The following is a 22,524-nucleotide window of genomic DNA, read 5'->3' on the forward strand; positions in this document are numbered from 1 at the left end:
CGAGAGTTCCTCGGATACCTGCTGGCGCGCGCGCAGGAGCGGCGGACGTAGCGCAGCACGAACGGTGTCACACCCTTCACCCGCGCTCCGCGCGCCGAAGCGCCACTCGCCGCCGCACTTCCCGAACCGCCGCGGCATCCGGAGACCGGTTCGGGCTTCCCGCGAACGGGCGCTGTGGCGAGGCCACGGCCCGGCCCTCCGCGATCTCCCGCACGGTCTTCGCGATCAGCTGTCGACCGACACCGCGCAGCGTGTTCATCCAGTAGGTGTGCACGAAACGCATGGGATCACCCGGAGGCGCCAAGTCGAGTGCGACACGCGCCTCGTTGTAGATCGGCCCGTCATCGAGTCGCTCAGTGACCTTGTGCACCGAGACCCCGACCTCGTTCTCGCCATTCATCAGTTCCCAGAAGGCGGGAGGGCTGCCACGGAACTCCGGCAGCTTTCCACAGTGGAGGTTGACCGCGCCGAGGCGCGGAATGGAGAAGAGGTCCGGTTTCAGGATGTACGTCCCGTCCACGATCGCGAGATCAACCTGCAGCTGCCGAATCGCGGTGAGGCAGTCCTCTCCGTGGAGGTCGGCGAACCGCAGTTCCTGCACGCCCTGCGGTCGTAATCTCCTCGGCTGCTCAAGGGGAGGCTCTCCGAATGCCGCAAGGCGGGATACGAGCTTCGCCGACAGTTCGAGGAGCATGCCAGCGGTACCATATCGCTTGCGCAGACGACGGAGTCTGGCGGTTAGTGCCGGTGTACGTAGCGGCGCCGACACCACCGCCACGACGGAAATGCCCTCCATCCCCAGAAGTTCGGAGGCCGTCTCCCACCCCAGGTCACTGCAGGTGAGGACGATGACACGAAAACCCGCAGGCGGCACGGGCAGTGCACCATTAGTCATTGCCGACCAGCCCCGAGGTGCGCGCACAGAACTCCGAGAAGCGCATGTCTCCCGAGACGACGACGCGACGGACTTCGAATGGCGCATGCGTGCTGGACGCAAGGCCCTGCACGGTCGTAAGCGCGGCCGTGCAGCGCGCGGCACGCAACTCTTCGGCGCAGGCATCGGAAAAGTCACCGACGGCTCCGTTCGGATAAGCGAAGACCCGCGAGACACCCGCCCGATGATCACCGCTAAGTTCGGTGTCAACGCGCGCCACGGAATCCTGAATCTCCCGATGTCGTGCCTCGGCATCCACGCGGCCTACAATCTCATGATTGACGGTGTGCGCACCGAACGTGATGAGACCGGAGGTTTCCATGCGTCGAACGTCGTCCCATCCCATGAACGCGAAACTGTCGGCCGAATCGGCGACGGCGCTGCCGACCTGCTGGCGGATTCCGGAGATCGTAGCCGCTCGGTCAGCCGGCGACAGGCGCTTCGCGGCACGATTGACCGCCAGGGCAACCGGCCGGACGCGATCGGCGTCACCCAGTGTGACACGCCCAAGCCCCAGCGAGCGCAGGTCGACCGAGACCGGTCCGGCCTGCTCGAACAACAATTCCAATTCGGTCGTCCAAAGTCGCCTCGCCGTCCCGATGAAGCCGGTGGCGAGGAAGATCGTCGCCGGTGCCTGCCGGTCGGTCAGCACCGGGAACGCCTCTTCGAAATTGTTTCGGTAGCCGTCATCGAACGTGATGCTGGCCGTCGGCTCGGTCAACTTGCCCTCGTACAGCGCGGAGAGGGCCGCATCGATCGGAAGCAGGCAGTAGTTCGACGACAGGTACCGCACCTGCCGTTCGAACTCGCGCCGAGGGAGCAGGAGCCAATGTCGCCCCGCCCGCGAGCACGTCGACACACCATGATAGCAGACCACGAGGAGGCGATGGCGGTGAAGTCGGCGCGCGACTCCGCCCGCACCGCTCACGCGGACCGATGTACAGCAGGCGTCGCACCGCCCCCAGCCGACTCACGCAATGAGGACCCGAGTCGATGCGCGCAGTGCACCGAGGAGATGATCGAATACTGGCAGCACTGCGTGAAGTGGCAACCACCGTCTCACGAACGACGAGATGAAAGGTCGGCAGCAATTGGGACTCATGAGCTCGGCCTGGCCGGCACAGGACTGACAAAGGTAGCATCTGTGCGCACTGTCCGCGCCTCATCCCTTTTCGATTGCGGCATCACTCGGGCACGCATGCGCGCGGCGAAGCCGCAACGACACGGCCGGTCGGCAGTCGCCGCGCCGCCAGCACGCTGCGGCCAAGCGTCCACAAGCCCTGCACTTTCGCCCGCGCCAGCAGGTAGATCGTGATGGAGTAGCACAGTGCGCCCGCGGCAATGTGAAGCAGAAGCCGTTGGAGCGGCGAGGAATCACGCACCGCCGGGTTCGTGTCGATGCCGAACAGCAGCAGCAACATCGCGCCTGTCGCAACGATCGGCATTCCGACGGTCCCGAGGAACTGCGTGGCCGTCACGCCGACACGCCGGCACGCGACCCTGAGAGGATACACCGAGAGGATCACGGTCCCTACCGCCCACGCCGCCGCCAGGCCCGGCGCGCCGAACGACTGACTGAGCACCAGAAAGCTCAGCGGCATCACCAGCAGGGCCAGCATGCCGTTGCGCATGAGCACCCGGGTCTCGCCAACCGCCTGCAGCACGTGAGAGACCATGGCGAGGGCCTCGGTGATCGCGCCGTAGATGCAGAGCGGAATGATGACCGGCACCATGGGCGCCCATTTTTCCCCAAGCAGGACCAGAACCAGGTCCGGAGCGACGAATGCGATGCCGGCGAACATCGGAAACGTCACCAGTGCCACGACGGATGTGACCGCGAGGAAATATCGCGCCACTTCCGAGGTGGAATCGCGGACGTTTCCCAGGATGGCCGGAACGACACGCAGGATGATCTGCGTGATTTTCTCCGCGGGAGCGTAGGCGATGGTGAACGCCAGGGTATAGAGCCCAAGCGCATCACGGGACATCGCGAGCTTGCCGATGGGGGCGTCGCCGGAAAAGGCGAGGAATCCCGATACGTTGCGTCCCAGCAGCTGTCGACTGAAGCGCAGCACCGGCGCAAGACGAGTCCACTCGGGGCGCTCGAACGACACTCGCGACTTCGCGTGTATCAACGCGCTCCACACGAGTAGCCCCGACGAGTACCCGATGACGAGCGACCAGTAGCGCGCACCAAGGGCGGCCAGCCCCAGCGTGACACCGAGATCCGTCAGACTCCGGGCGCCATCGGCCATCGCCGTGGTACGGAAATCCAGTTGCCGCTTGAGCCGCGCGTTCGGCACGATCGTGAGCCCCTCGAGCACCAGCGTTCCACCCAGCACGGCGAGCACGCTGGTCACGTTTCCGTCGTGGAAATACAGGCTGAGGGGAATCGAGATCAGCAGGACCACGGCGAAAGACCCCAGTCCGGCTAGTGAGCTCACGCTGTGAAGCTGCCGGAGCTGGCGATCGTCAAGTTGCGGGCCGTTCACAATCGCCGCACCGACGCCGCCTTCCGTGATCAAAAGCATGAAGCGCGTGATTACGGTCAGGACCGCCAGATAGCCGTAGTCCGCAGGGACCAGGAGCTTCGCAGTCAGCAGCGTGACGAACCACGACAGGAGCTGGATGGCCCATTTCACCCCGCCGGTCCACGCCACGCCGTGGGCGAGGCGGGCATCCATGCTCTGGCGTGCTGCGGTCATTCCTGGCGCATGCTCCGCAGACGCCTCTGGCGCGTGAAGGTCGGCCCGCTCAAGCACGACTTGATCGAACTGCCGCGAGCGCCGGAAGTCGGGATCGAGTCCGGCGTTGGCGCACGTGACCAACTGGCACCGTCTCCGGTGACCTTACCCGAAGGACACCTTCCATCATCGCGGTCAGTGCGACCGCGCCGAACAGCAGGTAGCTATAGGCGTGCGACAGGAACATCGCCGCGACCAGATAGCCCACCAACGCCGCCGCAAACTCCGGACGACGAACCGGCGACCGACGGGGCCAGAAGGCCGCCGCCAGCACGACGCTTCGCCCGAGCAGGTAGATCAGGAGACCGCCGCCAATCATGCCCAGTTCAGCCAATGCCTGCACGATGGTGTTGTGGGCCGTGTGCCATGCGCCGCGTGAGCCGACTTCCTCGAAATCGCGCCCCAGTTGCGCCTCGAATGTTCCCGGCCCGACTCCGGTCAGCGGATTCCGTGCCGCAAACACCAGTCCGCGCTTCCAAAGGTAAATGCGGCCGGAGTTGCTCGTCGTGTTGTAGTCTTCCTCGAGTGACAGCAGCGAGGCCGCGCGCTCCCTCATCACCGACGGGGCCAACCGCCAGCCAAGGGGAACCACCGCTAGTCCGATGACGAAAGCCAACAGGAGGCGTGTGGGTGAGAGCGCAAGAAGCAACACGAGCGTGCCGGCGACGAGGGCGAGGAATCCGCCGCGCGAACCCGTCTGCATCAACACCGTGAGAATCGACAGCGCGCTGGCCGCCGCGACAAGGCGAGCGAGCAGTGGTCCGCGAAGCACCCCGCCAATGGCGAGCGGCAACGCGAGCGCCATCAGACCGCCAAGGTCGTTGGAGTCGTAGCTGCCTGACGAGGTCACGCGACTGCCTTCAACCACATTGCCTTGCAGCACGAGCAGGATGGCCGTGATGGCGGTGAGCGCGCTGAACCAGCGAACCACGCGGTCGAGAACCGGCAGCGATGGCGCGGTGAGGCTCGCCAACAGGACGAGCGCCATCCCCCACGGCATCACCATCGCAATGCCGACCGAACGTCCTCTCCAGATCGACGTGGGAACCAACGCAATCACGATGAGTCCATACAGGATGGTCAGGCGCACCTGGGTATTGCCGAATGCACGTCGCCAGGCCGCCCAATTCGACCGCATGAGGTGCAGGACGATGATCGCCGAGGTCAGCGTGACCACCGGTTTTGCCGCGGCGATCGGCGGCCACAGTTCTCCCATGCGGATCACGACGAGCGCGAAGAGCACGACCGTCGCGATCCACGCCGCCGACCATCCTTCGCTTGCGCGCGACGCCGCAAGCGGTCGCCGCCTCCCGACTGACGCACCCTGAGTCGCCGCCATCGTCACGCGGCCGCCCTCGGACGCCGCTCGACATCGGCCGGCGGAATGCGCATGACGCGAGAGGCACTCCGCCCAATCGCACGATACCACTCCACGGTGCGACGGAACGCCTCGTCGATGGACACGCCCGGCACAAACCCGGTCGCGCGGGCCTTCGCGGAACTGAACTGCGTCTGGTCGGACGCCAGCTTGCGCACGCGCGCCCGGCTGACCGGCAGCGAACGGCCGAGCAGGCGACTCGCGACTTCGAACGGCGACGCAAGCAGCAGTGCGACCGACATGGGAACCTGAATGGACGGCAGCGACCGACCCAGCGCGTCGGCCAGCTTCATGGCAATCTGCGCACTCGTCAGGTCTGGTGATTCGACCCAATTGAAGGTGTCGATGCCGCCCCGATGACGCCTCCATGCCCAGAGCGTGAAGTCGCAGAGGTTCTCGACGTACGACAGGCTCTTGATGTTCGAGCCGCTTCCGACCTGCAGGAACATCCCCGAATCGATCTGCCGAAGCAGGGAGTACATGTTCGCGAAGTTGTTGGGGCCGAAGGTGACGCTGGGACGGATGATCAGCGCATCCACCTGTCCGGCCGCGACAGCTTTCTGCAGCACGCCCTCCGCATCCCACTTCGAACGACCGTAGGGATTCTCCGGCATCGACGGCGAGCGCTCGTACCGCACGGTGGGGCCACTGCCGTACACGGCCGCCGAGGAGTAATAGCAGATTTTCCGCAGGCCGCGCCGTGTCATCTCGCGCACGAGCAACTCGGTCGATCCGACGTTGACGTCGAAGTACGTCTGCTCGGCGATGCCGGCGTCATGATGCGCGGCGGCGAGGTGCAGGACCGCTTCGCATCCGTCCATGGCATCACGGACGGTGTCGGCGTCGCGCACATCGCCTCGCACGAAACGAACGCCCGGGGGCGACCCGATCCGCGGATGCAGGTCGAGCAGCGTCAGTTCATGCCCCTGCTGCAGCAGACGGGCGCACACGTGCCCCCCGATGAAGCCAGTGCCCCCGGTGACGAGGATCCGCGTGGGCAGCGGCGACTCCCGGCGGTCCTCCACGTCAGTTCGCGTCACTCGGCCATGCCGGCAAGGCGCGGGTCACGGCGGGCGACAATTCGCCGGCGATCCGACGCGCCAGGCTGTCGGCGCGAACGACCGACGCGTCAGCGAAGCTCGCTACCTCACGGGATGTGCGACCCTCCACCGGCATCACGATGCGCACCAGCGCTTCTTCCGTGCGCCCGTGCAATGCCGCGTCCCGCATCAGGTCCCACTTGACGCGGTACTCGCTGGCCTCCACGCGTCCTCGACCCTGATACCAGTAATAGACGAGCACGCGCATGCCCTTGTTGGCCAACAGCACCCGCGTGACCCGCGAGCCGGCGGCGGCACCGGGAAGCGGAATGCGTTCGCTGGCGAGGATATCCCATCCCGCCCCAGGCAGGCAGTTCTTCGGTGAGTGAATCGACCGGCCCTGGACCTGACGGTCGTAGTAGCCCACATACACCGAGAACGCGAAAGCCGAATCCGGGCCGAATGTCCGCATGACGTAGTCGCTCATACCGGCGACTCGGCGCTCCTCTTCGCTCACGATCGTGTCACGACTGGCGAATCCCTGCATGACGGTCGGAATCGAGGTGATCGGCTCACGTGGCGACATCGCGTACTGTTCCCGCATGCCGGAGATCAGCAACACCCCCACTCCGAGCACGAGCGACGGCAGAAAGAGAGACGCGCGGCTCATGTGGCCATCTCCCGGCCACGGAGACCGAGCCGTTCGAGTCCGCCAAGCGCCCAGGTGAGCAGCGCCGTCAACAGGAACGCGCCTCCGAACATCACCATGCCCTCACTGGTGTGCATGAATCCCTGACCCATGTCCGGGCTCACGTACAACACCAGGAATCCCGTGAGAAACACCCGGAATCCGTTGATGAGGATTGCCACGGGAATGGTGAGCGCAACGAGGAGCAGTCGCAGCGGCCACAAGCGCAGGAAGAGCGCCCCCATCAGCACACCGAGACTCAGGAGCGCGGTGAGGGACCGCAACCCGCTGCAGGCTTCCGCGACGAACAGCTCCTGTCCGGGAATGCGAATGACGTTTCCGGACAGCATCACGGGGATGTGGCGCCACCGCAGCAGGGACGCACCGATCTCGGACGCCATGAATTGCAGTGGCAGGGCGACGGTATTGAGAATCACCTCGGGAATCGGGATGGACAGCGACACCAGCGTGAACGGCAACCGCCAGTGCATCAGCTGACGGAATCCGGCGTGCCAGACGACCAGGCCGCCCAACGCCAGGATCATCGAACAGCGCATGACGAACAGCTCCGCCGCCAGGTCGGCGGCATAGCGCAACGCCACGGCAAGCACCAGCAACAGCAATCCGAGGACCAGCTGAGGACGCGCGTCTTTGCGAATTCCGGCTCGATAAGCCAGCCAGACGGACAGCGGCGCCAGGAGGAGCCCGTGACCCGAGTTCGGGTCATTCCACCACGCATCGGCGAGCAGCTGGGCAGGTTTTGCGAAGAGCAGGATAAACGCGATCGCCGTGAGCCCGTGTGCAGCTAGCGCCAGCGGCGGCAGCGCGCGTATGGCGAGAATCCCGTCCTTCGTCCGCAAGGCGGGGGATGTCGGTGCGGTCACAAGGCGTTTTGGATGAGGATTAGGGCCTTAAATGTGCGATCACGTTGGCTACCCCGGCAACGACCACGATGAGCCACCGGAACGACGACCGGCGACGCTGCGCTGTCACAGCCACGGAATCGAAGCATACAGTGCCCGGGACACCCTAGCCCTGAGTCCCGATACCGAAATATCGGCTCTCAGGGCGCCAGAAGTACCAGCCGCTCACGCTTGCTCCCGGGATCATCGCGTAGCTCTCCGTCAGGCGCATGCCCGCCCGCTCCTCGGCCTCGGTCAGTTCGAACAGCGGCCCCTTCGCCGTGTGGTCCGGACATGCCGGATACCCCGGAGCCGGCCGGATGCCCTGGTACTTCTCCTTTATGAGGTCCGTGTTCGTCAGGTCTTCATGGGGAGCGTACCCCCAGAACTCGCGCCGCACACGCTCGTGCAGCCGTTCCGCAAACGCCTCAGCCAGTCGATCCGCCAGCGACTTCGCCATGATCGACCCGTAATCGTCATGATCGGCCTCGAACTCGGCGACCAGCGATTCCAGGCCGTGGCCCGATGTCACGGCGAAGGCGCCCACGTAATCCAGAATTCCGCTGTCCCGGGGCGCCACATAGTCGGCCAAACAGTAATTGGGTCGCCCAGTGCCGCGTTTGTCCATCAATTGGCGCGGCATGGTGAGTTCCGCCAGGACGGTCGCCCGGGAGTCGTCGGCATACACTTCCACCGTTTCGTCGACGGCATTGGCCGGCCAGAACCCGAAGGCTGCCCGGGCCTCCAGGCGATCCTCACGGACGATCCGCGCCAGCAGTTCCTGCGCATCGGCGTACAACGAGCGCGCGGTCTCCCCGACCAGCGGATCGTGCAGGATGGCCGGGTAGTGACCCGACAATTCCCAGGTCTGGAAGAACGGTGTCCAATCGATCCGCTCGATCAGCTCGTCCAACGGATATCTGGCGAGTGTCATGGGACCGATGAACGCCGGCACCGGCACCGGCACCGACAGGTCGATGGGCACGCGGTTCGCCCGGGCCTGCTGGACCGTGATGAGCCGTTCGTTCGCCCCGCGCGCCGCGCGCGCCACCCGGATCCCCTCGTATTCGGCCCGCACATCGGCCGCGAATTGCGACTTCCGGTCGTCGCTGAGCAGCGAACTGGTGACTCCCACGGCACGCGAGGCATCGAGCACGTGGACCACGGGCCCGGAGTAGCTCGGCTCGATCTTGAGTGCCGTGTGCGCCTTGCTGGTGGTTGCGCCACCAATAAGCAATGGGATGGTGAATCCCTGTCGCTGCATCTCGCTGGCCACGAAGGTCATCTCTTCGAGCGACGGCGTGATCAGCCCCGAGAGTCCGATGACATCGGCGTTCACCTCGCGCGCCTTCTCCAGGATCTTCGCGCAGGACACCATGACGCCCATGTCGACGACTTCGTAGCCGTTACACTGCAGCACGACGCCCACGATGTTCTTGCCGATATCGTGCACGTCGCCCTTCACCGTGGCCATCAGCACGCGGCCGGCACTCCTGGACGTCGCGGTCTTGAGAGCCTCGATGAATGGGATCAGGTGCGCAACCGCTTTCTTCATCACGCGCGCGCTCTTCACCACTTGCGGCAGGAACATCTTGCCGGCACCGAACAGGTCGCCCACCACATTCATGCCGCGCATGAGCGGCCCTTCGATCACGTCGATGGGATGTGTCGCTTCCAGACGAGCCTCCTCGGCGTCCTCGACGACCCACGTGTCGATGCCGTGCACCAGCGCGTGCGACAGCCGGTCGCCGACGGGCAAGTCGCGCCAGGCAACGTCTTCCACAGCCTTTGCCGCGCGTCCCTTGGCGGAGTCGGCGACTTCCAGCAGGCGCTCGGTGGCCTCGGCGCGCCGATTGAGCACCACGTCTTCCACCCGTTCGCGCAGGTCGGCCGGAATGTCCTCGTACGGAATGAGCTGACCGGCGTTGACGATGCCCATATCCATGCCGGCCCTGATGGCATGGTAGAGGAACACGGCATGCATCGCTTCGCGCAGCGGATTGTTGCCGCGGAACGAAAACGACATGTTGCTCACACCGCCCGACACCTTCACATGCGGCAACGTGCGCTTGATCTCGCGCGTGGCGTCGAAGTAGGCGATCGCGTATCCGGCGTGCTCCTCAATACCGGTGCCGATCGCGAAGATGTTCGGGTCAAAGATGATGTCCTGCGGCGGAAAGCCCACCTCCTCCGTGAGCAGTCCGTACGCGCGAGTGCAGATGGACACCTTGCGCTCGGTGCTGTCGGCCTGTCCCTGCTCGTCGAACGCCATCACGATCACGGCTGCGCCGTAGCGGCGCACCAGTCGCGCCTGCCGCAGGAACTCCGCCTCGCCCTCCTTCAGGGAGATGGAATTGACGACTCCCTTCCCCTGCAGACACTTGAGCCCCGCCTCGATCACCGTCCACTTGCTGGAATCGACCATGATCGGCACACGCGAGATGTCGGGTTCCGACGCAATCAGGTTGAGGAACGTGACCATGGCCTTTTCGGCGTCCAGCAACCCTTCGTCCATGTTCACATCGATGATCTGCGCGCCGCTTTCCACCTGCTGTCGCGCCACCACCAGGGCATCGCTGTAGTTGCCCTCGAGAATCAGCTTGGCGAACCTGGCGGATCCGGTGACATTCGTGCGTTCACCAATGTTCACGAAGTTCATGTCGGGACCGATCGTCATCGGCTCGAGACCCGAGAGCCGGAGACGCAACTCGATGACCGGAATCCTGCGCGGCGCCACGCCCTTCACCGCGTCGACGATGGCGCGAATGTGCGCGGGCGTGGTGCCGCAGCAGCCGCCGACGATGTTGAGCAATCCGCTCGTCGCCCATTCATGCAGGTGGAACGCCATCGCTTCCGGCGACTCGTCGTACTCGCCGAACGCGTTGGGCAGCCCGGCATTCGGGTGCGCGCTCACATGCGTGTCGGCGATGCGCGACAGCTCCTGCACGTGGGCGCGCAGCTGCTCGGCGCCGAGGGCGCAGTTGAGGCCGATGGACAGGGGCTTCACGTGCGACATCGACGTCCAGAACGCCTCGGCGGTCTGTCCCGAGAGCGTGCGGCCGCTGGCATCGGTGATCGTGCCCGAGATCATCACTGGGACGCGCACATGGTGCGCGTCGAAGTACTGTTCGATGGCGAAGAGCGCCGCCTTCGCGTTCAGCGTGTCGAAGATCGTCTCGACCAGCAACAAGTCCGCGCCACCGTCCAGCAGCCCCTGCACCGCCGTCGTGTACGCCGAGACCAGCTGATCGAACGAGACGTTGCGGGCACCGGGGTTCTCCACCTCCGGCGAGAGCGACGCCGTCCGGTTGGTGGGGCCGAGCACGCCCGCCACGAATCGGGGACGCGAGGGATCCCTGGACTCGAACTCGTCGGCGATCCGACGCGCCAGCGCCGCCGCGGCCACGTTGATCTCGTAGGCCAGCTCCTCCATGCCGTAGTCGGCCATGGAAATGGCGTTGGCATTGAAGGTGTTCGTCTCGATGATGTCGGCGCCGGCCTCGAGATACTGGCCATGGATGGCGCCCACGATGTCCGGCCGCGTGATCGCCAGCAGGTCGTTGTTGCCCTTGAGATCCGACGGCCAGTCGGCGAAACGCGCTCCCCGATAGTCCGATTCGCCCAGTCGATGGGTCTGGAGCATGGTCCCCATGGCCCCATCGATCACCAGGATGCGATCGGCAAGGAGCGCCGGGAGCCTGGACAGTCGGGACGGGCGGTTATGGCTGGTCGTCATGCAGTCGTCTTCTGGCGATGTTCAACACGGCCGCTTGCGCATATGGATAGCGTTCAGCGGTAGCGTTTGTTGGCGAAATCTCTTAGTAAGCTATTCATGACCACCGTCGCCGAGCACCCGACACCCCAAAGCCCGTCCGCATCGCACCCGCGGGCCGCGCAGTTGCGCCGGCTGCTGGACCCCGAGCAGGTCGTACTGTTCGATGGCGCCATGGGGACCATGCTCTATGCGCGCGGCGTCTTCATCAATCAGTGCTACGACGAACTGGTCCTTCGCGCGCCCGACCTGGTGCGCGAGATCCATGCCGCGTACGTGAAGGCCGGCGCCGAGGTGCTGGAAACCAACACGTTCGGTGCGAACCGGACCAAGCTCACGCAGTACGGACTCGAAGGTCAGGTGGCCGCGATAAACACGCGCGCCGCCGAGCTGGCGCGCGAGGCAGCCGGAGAGCAGCGACTGGTCGCAGGTGCCGTGGGTCCGCTGGGAGTGCGCCTGGAGCCATATGGCGCGACGAGCCGCGACGAGGCTCGCGCGGTGTTCGCCGAGCAGATGACGGCGCTCAAGGCGGGCGGCGCGGATTGCTTTCTGCTGGAGACCTTCGCGGATCTCGAGGAACTGGAGCAGGCGATCCACGCGGCGCGTGATGTCGACTCGACGATGCCGATTATTGCTCAGGCAACGGTGGGGCCCGACCTGCGAACCGCCTACGGCGCCAGCCCCGAGGATATCGCGCGCGCGCTGGAACGGTGGGGAGCGGACGTGATCGGCCTCAATTGCTCCGTCGGTCCTCAGACGATTCTCGAGGCCATCGAGCGGATGGCGGTCGTCACCACGCGCAAACTCTCCGCGCAGCCGAACGCGGGCATGCCCCGCGATGTGGGAGGCCGGTCCATGTACATGGCCAGCCCGGAGTATATGGGCACGTACGCACGCCATCTGGTCCAGGCCGGCGCCAAGATCGTAGGTGGCTGTTGTGGCACGACACCCGATCATATTCGGGCCATGCTGGAGGGGATTCGACCGCTTTCGCCGAGGACGCGAGTGCGCGTGGAGGCGTCAGCGCCGTCGCCGGACGCCGCCGGGCCGGGATCCCCGGGTCGTCAGCCCGTGCCGTTGGATCAGCGTTCGCGCTTCGGTGCGAAGCTGGCCGCCGGGCAGTTCGTCACGTCCGTGGAGATCGTGCCACCCCGCGGCGTGGATACCGTCAAGCTCGAGCAGGACGCCGCGGCCCTGCACCGGGCCGGCGTCGATGCGATCAACGTCCCCGACGGACCGCGTGCGCAAAGTCGAATGGGGGCCATCGCCACGAGCCTCATCATCGAGCGACACGGCATCGAGGCGGTCACGCACTACTGCTGTCGCGATCGCAACCTGCTGGGCATGCTGAGCGACCTGCTGGGTGCGTCAGCGCTGGGGCTGCGCAACCTGCTGCTCATCACCGGCGATCCGCCGAAGATGGGTCCGTACCCCGACGCGACGGCGGTCTTCGATATCGACGCCATCGGGCTGACGAACCTGGTGTCCCAGCTGAACAAGGGACTCGATCCGGGAGGCAATCCCATCGGCGAGCCGACGCGGTTCGTGATCGGCGTCGGCGTGAATCCCGCCGCCATCGACCCGGTGCACGAGCTCAAGCGATTCCACTGGAAGGTGGAAGCGGGAGCGGAGTACGCCATCACGCAGCCGGTGTTCGATCCGGCGCAACTGGAAGTGTTCCTCTCGTCCATCGAGGACGTGCGGATTCCCGTCATCGCGGGGATCTGGCCGCTGGTGTCCGCTCGGAACGCCGAATTCCTGGCGAACGAGGTGCCGGGCGTGACGGTGCCAACATCGGTGCTGGATCGGATGCGCCGGGCGAACGATCGGAGCAAGGAGCACGCGTTGGCCGAGGGACAGGCGATCGCGCGGGAAATGCTGGAGCAAGTGCGCGGCAGCGTGCAGGGCGTGCAGGTGAGTGCACCCTTCGGGAAGGTGGAACTGGCGCTCGAGGTGTTCGGCGCCGCGCGTCCGACGGACGGGGCGCGCTGATCATGTGCGGCATCGTCGGCACGATCGCACTCCAGGGAATCGTCGACAGCGCGCTGCTCCAGCAACAGCGTGACACGATGCGTCACCGCGGACCGGACTCGGACGGCATGTGGGTCTCGGACGACAAGCGCGTGGGGTTCGGCCATCGCCGGCTGGCGATCATCGACCTGTCGCCGGGCGGACATCAGCCGATGATCGATCCGGCAACCAGCACCGTGATCACCTTCAACGGCGAGATTTTCAACTACATCGCGCTGCAGGACACGCTGCGGGCGTTGGGTCATTCGTTTCGGACACAGTCCGATACCGAGGTGATTCTCGCCGCCTATCGCCAATGGGGCATCGACTGCCTCGACCGGCTCGACGGCCAGTTCGCGATCGCGTTGTACGACCCGCGCGAACGCAGCGTGTGGCTCGCGCGCGACCGCGCCGGCGAGAAGCCGCTCTTCTACCATCGCGGTTCGCAGCGGTTTTCGTTCGCGAGCGAGGCCAAGGCGCTGCTGCACGACGCGTCCATTCCGCGCCGAATGAGCGTCCAGGGGCTCAACGAGTACCTGGCCTACGGCTATGTGCCCGGCGAACACACCATCTTCGCCGACATCAAGCGTGTGCTGCCGGGAACGGTTGCCCGCATCGATCTCACGCGCGCAACGGTTGATGCGCGGCGCTACTGGTCGTTGCCCGGCCGGACGATCGGGCCCGCGCACCCCGAGACCGACGCCGGATGGATCGACGAGCTTCACGATCTGCTGCGAACCGCCGTGCGCCGTCAATTGGTGGCGGACGTGCCGGTCGGCGTGTTGCTGAGCGGCGGCGTGGACTCCAGCCTGATCACGGCGATCGCCGCAGAAGTGTCGTCGAGCACGGTCAGGACGTTCACGGCGCGATTCACCGACACCCCTGATTTCGACGAGGGACCGTTTGCCCGACTGGTCGCCGCTCATGTCGGAACGCAGCACACCGAGCTCGAGATCGAGTCGGCCAACGCGGACCTGCTGACCTCGCTCGTTGCGCAGTTCGACGACCCGGTTGCCGATTCGTCGATGATTCCCACCTACATGGTGTCGCGCGAGATCCGGAAGCACGCCACCGTGGCCCTCGGAGGGGACGGCGGCGACGAGCTCTTCGGCGGGTATCCTCGCTACCCGATCCAGTTGCGACAGGAGCAGCTGCGCACACGCCTTCCGGGGTTCATCCGTCGACCGGTGGCGGCGATCGGACAGGCGCTCCTTCCGGTGGGCACGCCCGGTCGCGGGACGCTGGCGGCGATCGGCTCGACCGCAGGCATGAGCCTGTCCAACGCGGCGCGAATCTTTCGATCGGACGAACGACGCGGCCTCAGCGACGCACTGGCCCGATTGCCGGCATCCGAACTGGAGGCGCCCGAAGCCCGCCGCGCGGGATTCGGGACCGATCGCGAGACGCTGCTGCAGCGTGCCACCGCGCTCGACTTCAGCACGTACATGGTCGACGATGTCCTCGTGAAGGTCGACCGGGCGAGCATGTTGACCTCGCTCGAGGTCCGCGCGCCCTTCCTGTCGAGGTCCATCATCGAGTTCGCGTTCGGTCGACTGCCGGACCGGTTGCGCGCCACCACGCGGGGCCGGAAGCTGATCCTGCGCGGTCTCGGTGCGCAGCTGCTACCCGCCGAGCTCGATCTGCGAAGAAAGAAGGGATTCGACATTCCGGTCGACCGGTGGATGCGCGGGCCCTGGCGCCCCATGCTCGAAGCAGCCGCCGCCGAGACCGATTCGCCATTCCGGCCGGGGGTGATCCGCGGCCTGTCGGATCGACTGCAGCGTGGCAGCCCGATGGGAGAGCGGCTGTTCTCGCTGCTGTTGCTGCAACTGTGGCAACGCGCCTATCGCGTGCACGACATTGTCGAACGGTAGCGCGCGGCAGCCGTGACGCATCCGCCGATGTCGGTTCTGGTCGGAGACGACGCACGCGGGGTGCTCGGTGACGCGCGCGAGCTCGACGCCATGGAATCGGCGTGGCAAGCGTCCACGTTGCGATGCGGGTTCTCGCACCCCCGCTTCATCTGCTCCTGGTATGCGCACTATCGCGATGCCTACGAGCCGGTGCTCTGCCTGCAGCGCGAGGCGACGGCCGGGACGCCCTACGTTGCCCTGGCACTTGAACGCCGGACGGGTACGCTTACCGGCGCCGGCGCGTGGCAGGCGGAGTATCACGCCGCCTATTGCGGACCGGAACGCGACGCGTGCGTGGCGAGCAGTATTCGCCACGCCATCAGCGAGACCCCGCGCGGTGCGACTGGCGCTTCGTTTCGTGGAGTCCGAGTCGACCGCCCGCGAACTGCAGCGGGAGCTGCAGCGCGACATGCTGGTGGACTGCCAGGCGGTGCTCCGTCCGCTCCGACAGCTCGGCACGGTCGTGGCGGAATCCGCAGCGCTGAAGAAGCCGGGGACGCGCCGCAAGGTGCGAAAGCTCGAGCGTCAGGGCGTTGTCGCCTTCGAGACGGTGCGGGACGCGACCGTGCTGACCGAAACGCTCGCACTGTTGGTGGACTGGTACGATCTCAGGATCGCGGCGCTGGGCGGCGGCAAGCCGTTCCGTGAGGATCCGCGCAAGGCCGCATGGTTCGCCGATGCGATCAACGCGTCGCCATCGATGCACGTGACCCGGCTTATGGTGGGTGCCGATCCTGTCGCCATGCACATCGGGGTCCGCAGCGCGGATCGCGTGGCCCTGGGCGTCCTGGCCTATGACGCTCGACAGGCCGAGAGCTCGCCGGCGGCGTTGCTGCTTCACCACCTGTTCGCCGCGCTCAGCGACAGCGGCGTCACGTCGTTCGATCTCACGCCGCACGGCGCGTACAAGGACCGATTCGCGAACGCGCAGGATTCCGTCCTCGTCCTCGACGCGATCGTCAAGCCGCGCGTCCTCACGCGCCTCGCGAAGCTGGCGCGTCGACAGCTGTCGGCGACGGCACGCGCACATCCGCAGGTCAGCGCCCGCGTGCGAAGCGGCGTCGAACGCATCCGCACCCATGGAGTGCTGGAATCCCTTCGGCATCTCGCCCGTCAGGTGCGCACCGAAGACCAGTGCCTGGTGTTCGAGCACCCGTTGGTCGCGCCGACGCCTGCAACAGGGATCCTGACCGATCCACGTGAGTTGTTGCGGCGCTGGCTGACCCTCGATCTGCCTGCCGGGATCCAGCCGCGCGGTGCCCCTTCGATGCGTTCCATCCTGCTCGCATTCGAACGGGGCAACCTCCCGCTGGGAGTCGTCGAGCAGGGCCTGCTGGTGGCGTGGGGATGGATAGGTCGCCGGGAATCGCAGGCCGAGTGGTATTGGCCGGTCGTTCCTGTCACCCATCCGCGGCGCGTTGTGCTGTGCGACGAGTTCATCACGTCCGGCGTCGACTACCGGACGGCGTCACTGCAGTTGCACGCGGCCCGGCTGCGTCTTCCGACGACCGATGCCCCGCCGACACATGCCTTCCTCGTCGTCGCTGCTGGCGATGGCCCGGCGGTCGACGCGGCGATCGCCGCAGACTTCACGATGCTCGGCATGGCAGAACGCCGAGTGCGCTGGGGGCGAACCACGACGGCTTGGCGATGGACCCGATAGCGCGATTCCTCGCGTCGTCGCTGACGCTCGACCCGGAGTTCGGTCGCCTGCGCCGCGAGCTGTTCGATGCGCCGCGCCAATGGCTCGAGGTGCCGTCGCAAGCCAACGCGGTCGCGTGGATCGCGCGGCGCCGCCTTCGACTGCGCGGGGTGGGCGTGCGGTCGCTCGAATCGGCCTTCGGCCGGGACAATCGGCTCTGGACGGGCGCCAATGGCGAGATCGCGGAGGTGGTGCGCGCCATTTCGGACCTGAAACAGTGGGACATGGCGTTCATCGACCTGTTGTCGCCCGCGGAAACGGCAGCGGCCGTGGCAGCCGCCACGACCGCCGGCCTCGGCCATCAGGTGATGCCGAACCCGATCACGGCGCTGATCGGGATTCGCGACCACGATGCGCTGCTCGCCTCCCGATCGAGCGCCACGAATCGAGAGCAGCGTCGAAGCGTCCGGCGAATCGCCGAGCGCGGCCTCGAGTTCCGCGCGTCGATGGGGTGGCCGCACGTCGAGCAGTTGCTCGACGCGCGACGCCTGCCTGCGCATGAGGCGGACGACTACACGCGCGACGCGGAATTCCGTCGATTCTTCCGCGAATATCGTGACGCGATGAGCGCGGCGGGGAGGTTGCGCGAGGTCGCGCTCTTCGACCACGATCGTCCGGTGGCCTACGTTTCCGGGGTCTGGAGCGGCCGGGTCTTTCACGCATTCCAGACGGCGCACGATCCCGAGTATCGCTCGCTCCGGCCCGGCATCATGGTGTTCGAGAAACTCCTCGAGGGCGTGCTCGCCGAGGAATGCGAGATTCTCGAGTTCATGGGGAGCGGTCGGTTCTATCTCTCGGAGTTCACGCGCCAGTCGCTTCCCCTGCAGCGCGTCGTGCTGTTCTCGCGCACGCTCAAGGCCCGACTGCTCGGTCGGTTCTTCGCGCGGCGCGCACGGCGCGCCGCAGACAGCGAGGCCGGACCTCCCACCTGAGCGTCAGTCCGCCTGCAGTCGCAAGTCGATCACGCGTCGATCCAGCGCGGCAGCGCGGCGATCAGGTCGCGACCGATTCGCTGCCAGGAGAACTCCGCCTCGACAAGTTGCCGGCCGGCGTCCGCCAGCCGCGCACCGACGGCCTCGTCGGCGTCGAGCCTCGCCAACGCACGAACGAACTGGTCGGGCTCGTTGGCCAGCAGGTAATGCGTGTCTGGCGTCATGCCGAGGCCGTCGACCGACAGCCCCGTAGCCACCAATGGACGACGCATGGCCAGTGCATCGAGCACCTTCAGTCGCGTCCCGCCGCCGATGCGAATCGGGCAGATGTATGCTGATGCACGCTCGATGTAGGGGCGGACGTCCGGAACGAATCCCGTCACGGTGACACGTCGATCTCGCTCCGCGAGCGCCACCGCCTCTGGTGGCGGCGACTTGCCGATGATGGTCAGTGTCCGTCGCGGTTCCGCAGCGACGAGCCGCGGCCAGATCTCGGTCGCCAGCCATTGAATGGCCTCGCGATTGGGGAACCAGTTCATGCCGCCCGCGTAGACGAGCGAGTGCGGCGTGATGGACGCGGCGGGTCGGCTCTGGAAAAAGTCGACATCGACCCCATTCGGCACGACGCACGTGGTGGCCCTGGGCGCCACCTCGGCCAGTCGCGCGGCATCCTCGGACGAGACGACCAGGTTGACGCGTGCGCGCTGTGCGAACTGCTGTTCCATCGCCCTGGTGATCGCTGCCTGCCGCGCGAAGAATGCGCGCCGCACGCCGGATTCGCCCTCGGCGCGCTGCGCCAGCAATGCCGACTCGACATTGTGGTGATTCAGGACCAGCGTCGCGCCCTTCGCATGACGCAGGTACGGGGCAAGAAAGACCGTGTCAAGCAGCACGACCGACTCCGGCGTCACCGCGCGCGCCAACGCCGCGTGGAGCGCGCGGTTGGCGAAGAGGTGGTTCCAGTAACCGGCGCCGGTGGCGGTGCTCGCCGCCAAAGCGGCGACCTTCCGGAGAGTGCCGGGGAACGGCACCACGGTGGCCCGACGCACACCCATGTCGAGAAGGTCACGTTCGCCGCCATCGCCATTCGAGAGCGCAAACAGCTCGACCTCGAATGCACTCGACAGTTGGCGCACCAGATGATGCGTACGTTGGAGGGCGCCGTGTCCAGTGGACGGATACGGCAGGAAGTGAGAGACCCAGAGCAGCTTCATCGGTCCGTCGCTGTTCCCGGTGTGTTCGTGCCGCTCGGACGCATCGGCTAGTCGCGGTGTTCGCGCACGGACACCACAACGGCCGGATTGCCGGCCACGATCGCGCGCTCCGGCACCGGGCTGACCACGACCGCGCCGGCGCCGACCACCGCATGCGGCGCGACATCGGCCATGACGATCGAGCCGTTGCCGAGCCAGCTGTCGTACCCGATGGTCACGCGGGTCAATTCGCCGCCCTGCAGGCGAATCGGGATGTCGAGACGCTTGAAGAAATGCTGACGCTTTCCGCTCGTGATCATGACACCCGATCCCAGCAGCACGTCATCCTGCAATTCGACATGGCCAAGATTGCAGTGCGATCCGACGTACACGCCGCGACCGATGATGGCGTCGGCCGTCGCGAACGTTGTCCCGAACGATATGCAGCAATCGGACGAATAGCGTGTCAGCGTGCGCTGGTAGAATGCGCGCCGCAGGAAGTTCCCGACCAGGCCCGGCACCAGCGACATCAGCTGGCTGTGTCCCTGGAACGACTGCTCCCGCGCCGCGGGGCGCAACGCGTACCACAGCCGAAGGTGCAGGTAGACCGGCATCACGATCGCGAGGGCCATCAACTGCCCGAGCTGCTTCACGAGGCCTTGCACTACGCCCTCGCCGACTGCCGCAGCAGCTGCTCGTACAACGATTCATACGCGGTCACCATCGCCTCCAGGCTGTAGTCCCGTTCAACCCGCTCGAGTGCCCGTTGCGCGAACCGCTGCATGGTCGCGGGGTCCGCAAGCGCCCGCGAGAGCGCCAGTTCCACCGCCACGGGATCCGGTGAGGTCGCCAGCAATCCGCAGGCACCGTTGTCGAGCAACGCTGGTGTTCCCCCCACAGCCGTCGCAACCACGGGAACACCGGAAGCCATCGCCTCCAGCACACTCAGGGAAGTGCCTTCGGCGAACGACGGCAGCACAAACAGGTCGAGTGCGCGATAGATCCGCTCGGTGTCCGGAATCGAACCCAGGAAACGCACCCGGTCCCCGAGACCAAGTGCCGCCGCCTGGGCGTTCAGCGCGTGCTCGAGCGGACCGTCACCCGCGACCACCAGTACGGCGTCGGGGCGCTGCCACGCGATCCGGGAGAACGCGGTCAACAGCGCGGCGTGGTTCTTGATGTGCACGAGGCGCGCGACGGTTCCGATGACGAACCGATCGTCGAGACCGAGCGTGCGTCGCGCGCACGCGCGCTCGGCGGGGGATGGACGAAACCGACTGGTATCGACGCCATTGATCAGCGTGGAGATCGTACGACTCTCCAGTCCGACCCGCTTGATGAGATCCAGCGCCAGCGCGCTGGAGACCGCCACCACCGCGTCGGAGTGTCGCGCTTCCCACCGTTTCAACGGAACATCGTACCACGGGTCTCGATCGAGCTTGCCATGCACGGTGTGGACGATCACTGGCACGCCGGCCTTGCGGGCCGCACGGCACGCGCGACCCCACGCGCCGCTATGGGTGTGGACGACATCGGGCCGCAATGCGCGGAAGTGCTGCTCGAGCGCCGGCGCCGAGAAGCTCGCGCGGAACCCCGGTGCACGCACGAGACTCAGGCGCACAGAGGTCCCGTGAAGCCGATCAGCCAGCTCGCCCAGCTCGTTCAGGCAGGTGACGCCAACGTCGTGACCATGCCGCGCAAGCGCCAGCGACAGCGTGATCACCATCTGCTCCATCCCGCCGACTTCCAGGGTCGGCAGCGCAATCTCGATCTTCATGGTCTGCCGTCAGTTCGCGGACGACACGACGGGACCGAACTCGCCGCGGTGTTCGCGGCCCATCACCGAGCGATACAGCGACCGCAAATGGGTCGCCCGTGACTCGACGGAGAACCGCTCGGCGAGGGCGCGTCGATCGGCCGCGCCCCCTGCCGCAAAGCCCGGCGCCAGCGCGCGCACGATCGAGCTTGCCAGCTGCCGCGGATCGTCCGGTGCGCACAGCACGCCGGCTGCCGATCCCGTCAGTACCTCAGGAATCGCCCCGACCGCCGTCGCCACCACGGGCACATCGCGACGAATCGATTCAAGCAGGACATTCGGCAGCCCCTCGCTGCGAGACGGAATCACGATCAGGTCGCTCCGGGCATAAACGGACTCAACATCCGACAGGTGGCCGCAGAACGTCACGACGTCGGCCAGCCCGAGCTGCACGCTCATCGCCTCGAGCATTCCCCGCTCGGGACCATCACCGACAACGTCCAGCACGAACGGTTGACGCTCCTGCCGAAGCACATGGCACGCCTGGAGCAGCACATCGACGCCCTTCTCGGAACTCAGGCGTCCGATCACAGAAAATCGCGGCACGGAACCGGCCGTGGCGTGGCGATCCCGTCGTGGCGCCGAGTCCGCCGCGTCGATCGCCGCGTTGTAGATGACCCCGACCCGGCCGCGCCCGATCCCGAAGGCGTCCTGGTGAGCCTTCGACATGACGACGACGCGATCAGCGAAGCGCAGAACGACCTGATCGATGGCATGGTAGGCCCGCACCTTCCAGTTCTCGGTGGTGGATCCGTGGAAGAAGGCGATCCACGGGCTGCGGCCACCAAGCGCCTTCAGTCCGAGCGCCACGACGCCGGGCTTGTAGCCGTGTGTCTGGATGACGGTGGGACGCCAGGCGCTCAACAACGCCTTCGCCCTAGTGATCACGCCGACGTCGAACCGGCCGCGTTCCTCGATCACCGTGAAGTCGACGCCGTTGTCGCGAAGGAACGCCTCATACGGCGACTCACCGCGACCGTGACGTCGGAACACGACGACGAGCACCACGACGCCAGACACCGCCAATTGCGCGGCGACAGCCACGAGTTGGCGTCCCGGACCGGACACCTGCACCGTGTCGATGAGCGCCACGACCCGGATAGGTCCAAGGGACGCCGCGAGGTCGCTTTGCGATTCCACGAGCGTCAGCTAGTGCGCCCCTGCGGAAAATCATGACCGGCACCGTCGAGAGCATGATGCGCACGTCGAACCAGAAGCTCTGATGGCGCAGGTAGTCAATGTCGAATGCCACCTTGGAGCGCACGTCATCCAGGCACGAGTCGTACTCCTGACGAATTTGCGCGAGTCCGGTGATCCCCGGCTTGACACGCTGACGGACCTGGTACTCGTCGATCTGTTCCCGTAACCGTACGAAGATGCTTGGTCGCTCTGGACGCGGACCAACCATGTTCATGTCGCCACGGATAACATTGAGTAGCTGCGGCAGTTCATCGATTCGTGTCTTCCGGATGAAATTGCCAAATGGCGTCACCCGATCGT

General features: G+C 66.1%; 16 protein-coding genes. 4 read left to right on the forward strand and 12 right to left on the reverse strand.

What is annotated here, in order from left to right; translation table 11 throughout:
* Window positions 1–76: 76 nt before the first annotated feature.
* The 8 genes from IPP90_01215 to metH form a co-directional block, all read right to left on the reverse strand.
* The gene (locus tag IPP90_01215; GenBank protein MBL0169333.1) at window positions 77–895 is read right to left on the reverse strand and encodes a hypothetical protein; all 819 of its coding nucleotides are present in this window, start codon (window positions 893–895) and stop codon (window positions 77–79) included.
* On the reverse strand, window positions 888–1,811 hold the full coding sequence (locus tag IPP90_01220; protein MBL0169334.1) for a polysaccharide deacetylase family protein: 924 nt from the start codon (window positions 1,809–1,811) through the stop codon (window positions 888–890). Before IPP90_01220 ends, IPP90_01215 begins: the two co-directional genes overlap by 8 nt.
* Before the next feature lie 307 nt (window positions 1,812–2,118).
* Complete coding sequence (locus tag IPP90_01225) at window positions 2,119–3,639, reverse strand: lipopolysaccharide biosynthesis protein (protein MBL0169335.1); 1,521 nt, start codon at window positions 3,637–3,639, stop codon at window positions 2,119–2,121.
* A gap of 49 nt (window positions 3,640–3,688) precedes the next feature.
* Window positions 3,689–4,921, reverse strand: coding sequence for an O-antigen ligase family protein (locus tag IPP90_01230; protein ID MBL0169336.1), 1,233 nt, complete (start codon window positions 4,919–4,921; stop codon window positions 3,689–3,691).
* Between the two features lie 98 nt (window positions 4,922–5,019).
* Entirely contained in the window at window positions 5,020–6,096 is a 1,077-nt protein-coding gene (locus IPP90_01235) for an NAD(P)-dependent oxidoreductase (protein MBL0169337.1), read from the reverse strand.
* Window positions 6,083–6,766, reverse strand: coding sequence for an EpsI family protein (gene epsI, locus IPP90_01240; GenBank protein MBL0169338.1), 684 nt, complete (start codon window positions 6,764–6,766; stop codon window positions 6,083–6,085). Before epsI ends, IPP90_01235 begins: the two co-directional genes overlap by 14 nt.
* Window positions 6,763–7,668 carry an exosortase/archaeosortase family protein gene (locus IPP90_01245; GenBank protein ID MBL0169339.1) on the reverse strand — a complete coding sequence of 302 codons (906 nt, stop codon included), beginning with the start codon at window positions 7,666–7,668 and terminating at the stop codon, window positions 6,763–6,765. Before IPP90_01245 ends, epsI begins: the two co-directional genes overlap by 4 nt.
* 145 nt (window positions 7,669–7,813) lie before the next feature.
* Entirely contained in the window at window positions 7,814–11,422 is a 3,609-nt protein-coding gene (metH, locus tag IPP90_01250) for a methionine synthase (GenBank protein ID MBL0169340.1), read from the reverse strand.
* 96 nt (window positions 11,423–11,518) lie between these two features.
* On the opposite strand from metH, the gene IPP90_01255 reads away from it, so the two are divergent.
* The 4 genes from IPP90_01255 (at window position 11,519) to IPP90_01270 (ending at window position 18,015) form a co-directional block, all read left to right on the forward strand.
* Window positions 11,519–13,450 (forward strand): bifunctional homocysteine S-methyltransferase/methylenetetrahydrofolate reductase, encoded by a 1,932-nt coding sequence (locus IPP90_01255; protein ID MBL0169341.1) that lies wholly within the window; start codon window positions 11,519–11,521, stop codon window positions 13,448–13,450.
* Window positions 13,451–13,452: 2 nt separating this feature from the next.
* Complete coding sequence (gene asnB / locus IPP90_01260) at window positions 13,453–15,342, forward strand: asparagine synthase (glutamine-hydrolyzing) (protein MBL0169342.1); 1,890 nt, start codon at window positions 13,453–13,455, stop codon at window positions 15,340–15,342.
* A gap of 376 nt (window positions 15,343–15,718) precedes the next feature.
* Window positions 15,719–17,044: a GNAT family N-acetyltransferase gene (locus tag IPP90_01265; GenBank protein ID MBL0169343.1), complete on the forward strand. Its 1,326-nt coding sequence runs from the start codon at window positions 15,719–15,721 to the stop codon at window positions 17,042–17,044.
* Window positions 17,032–18,015, forward strand: coding sequence for a GNAT family N-acetyltransferase (locus tag IPP90_01270; protein MBL0169344.1), 984 nt, complete (start codon window positions 17,032–17,034; stop codon window positions 18,013–18,015). The genes IPP90_01265 and IPP90_01270 overlap by 13 nt, the downstream gene beginning before the upstream one ends.
* Window positions 18,016–18,044: 29 nt before the next feature.
* Here IPP90_01270 and IPP90_01275 read toward each other — a convergent pair whose 3' ends face one another.
* Genes IPP90_01275 through IPP90_01290 form a run of 4 tightly spaced genes read right to left on the reverse strand, consistent with a single transcriptional unit; the run spans window position 18,045 to window position 22,116 of the window.
* Window positions 18,045–19,229: a glycosyltransferase gene (locus IPP90_01275; GenBank protein MBL0169345.1), complete on the reverse strand. Its 1,185-nt coding sequence runs from the start codon at window positions 19,227–19,229 to the stop codon at window positions 18,045–18,047.
* Between the two features lie 47 nt (window positions 19,230–19,276).
* A complete protein-coding gene (locus IPP90_01280) occupies window positions 19,277–19,873 on the reverse strand; it encodes an acyltransferase (protein MBL0169346.1) in 597 nt (198 codons plus the stop codon).
* Window positions 19,873–20,985, reverse strand: a complete 1,113-nt coding sequence (locus IPP90_01285; GenBank protein MBL0169347.1) for a glycosyltransferase — start codon at window positions 20,983–20,985, stop codon at window positions 19,873–19,875. The genes IPP90_01280 and IPP90_01285 overlap by 1 nt, the downstream gene beginning before the upstream one ends.
* A 9-nt stretch (window positions 20,986–20,994) precedes the next feature.
* Window positions 20,995–22,116, reverse strand: a complete 1,122-nt coding sequence (locus IPP90_01290) for a glycosyltransferase family 4 protein (protein ID MBL0169348.1) — start codon at window positions 22,114–22,116, stop codon at window positions 20,995–20,997.
* Window positions 22,117–22,524 lie beyond the last annotated feature (408 nt).

It is taken from the genome of Gemmatimonadaceae bacterium (assembly GCA_016720905.1).
Taxonomy (GTDB): Bacteria; Gemmatimonadota; Gemmatimonadetes; order Gemmatimonadales; family Gemmatimonadaceae; genus Gemmatimonas.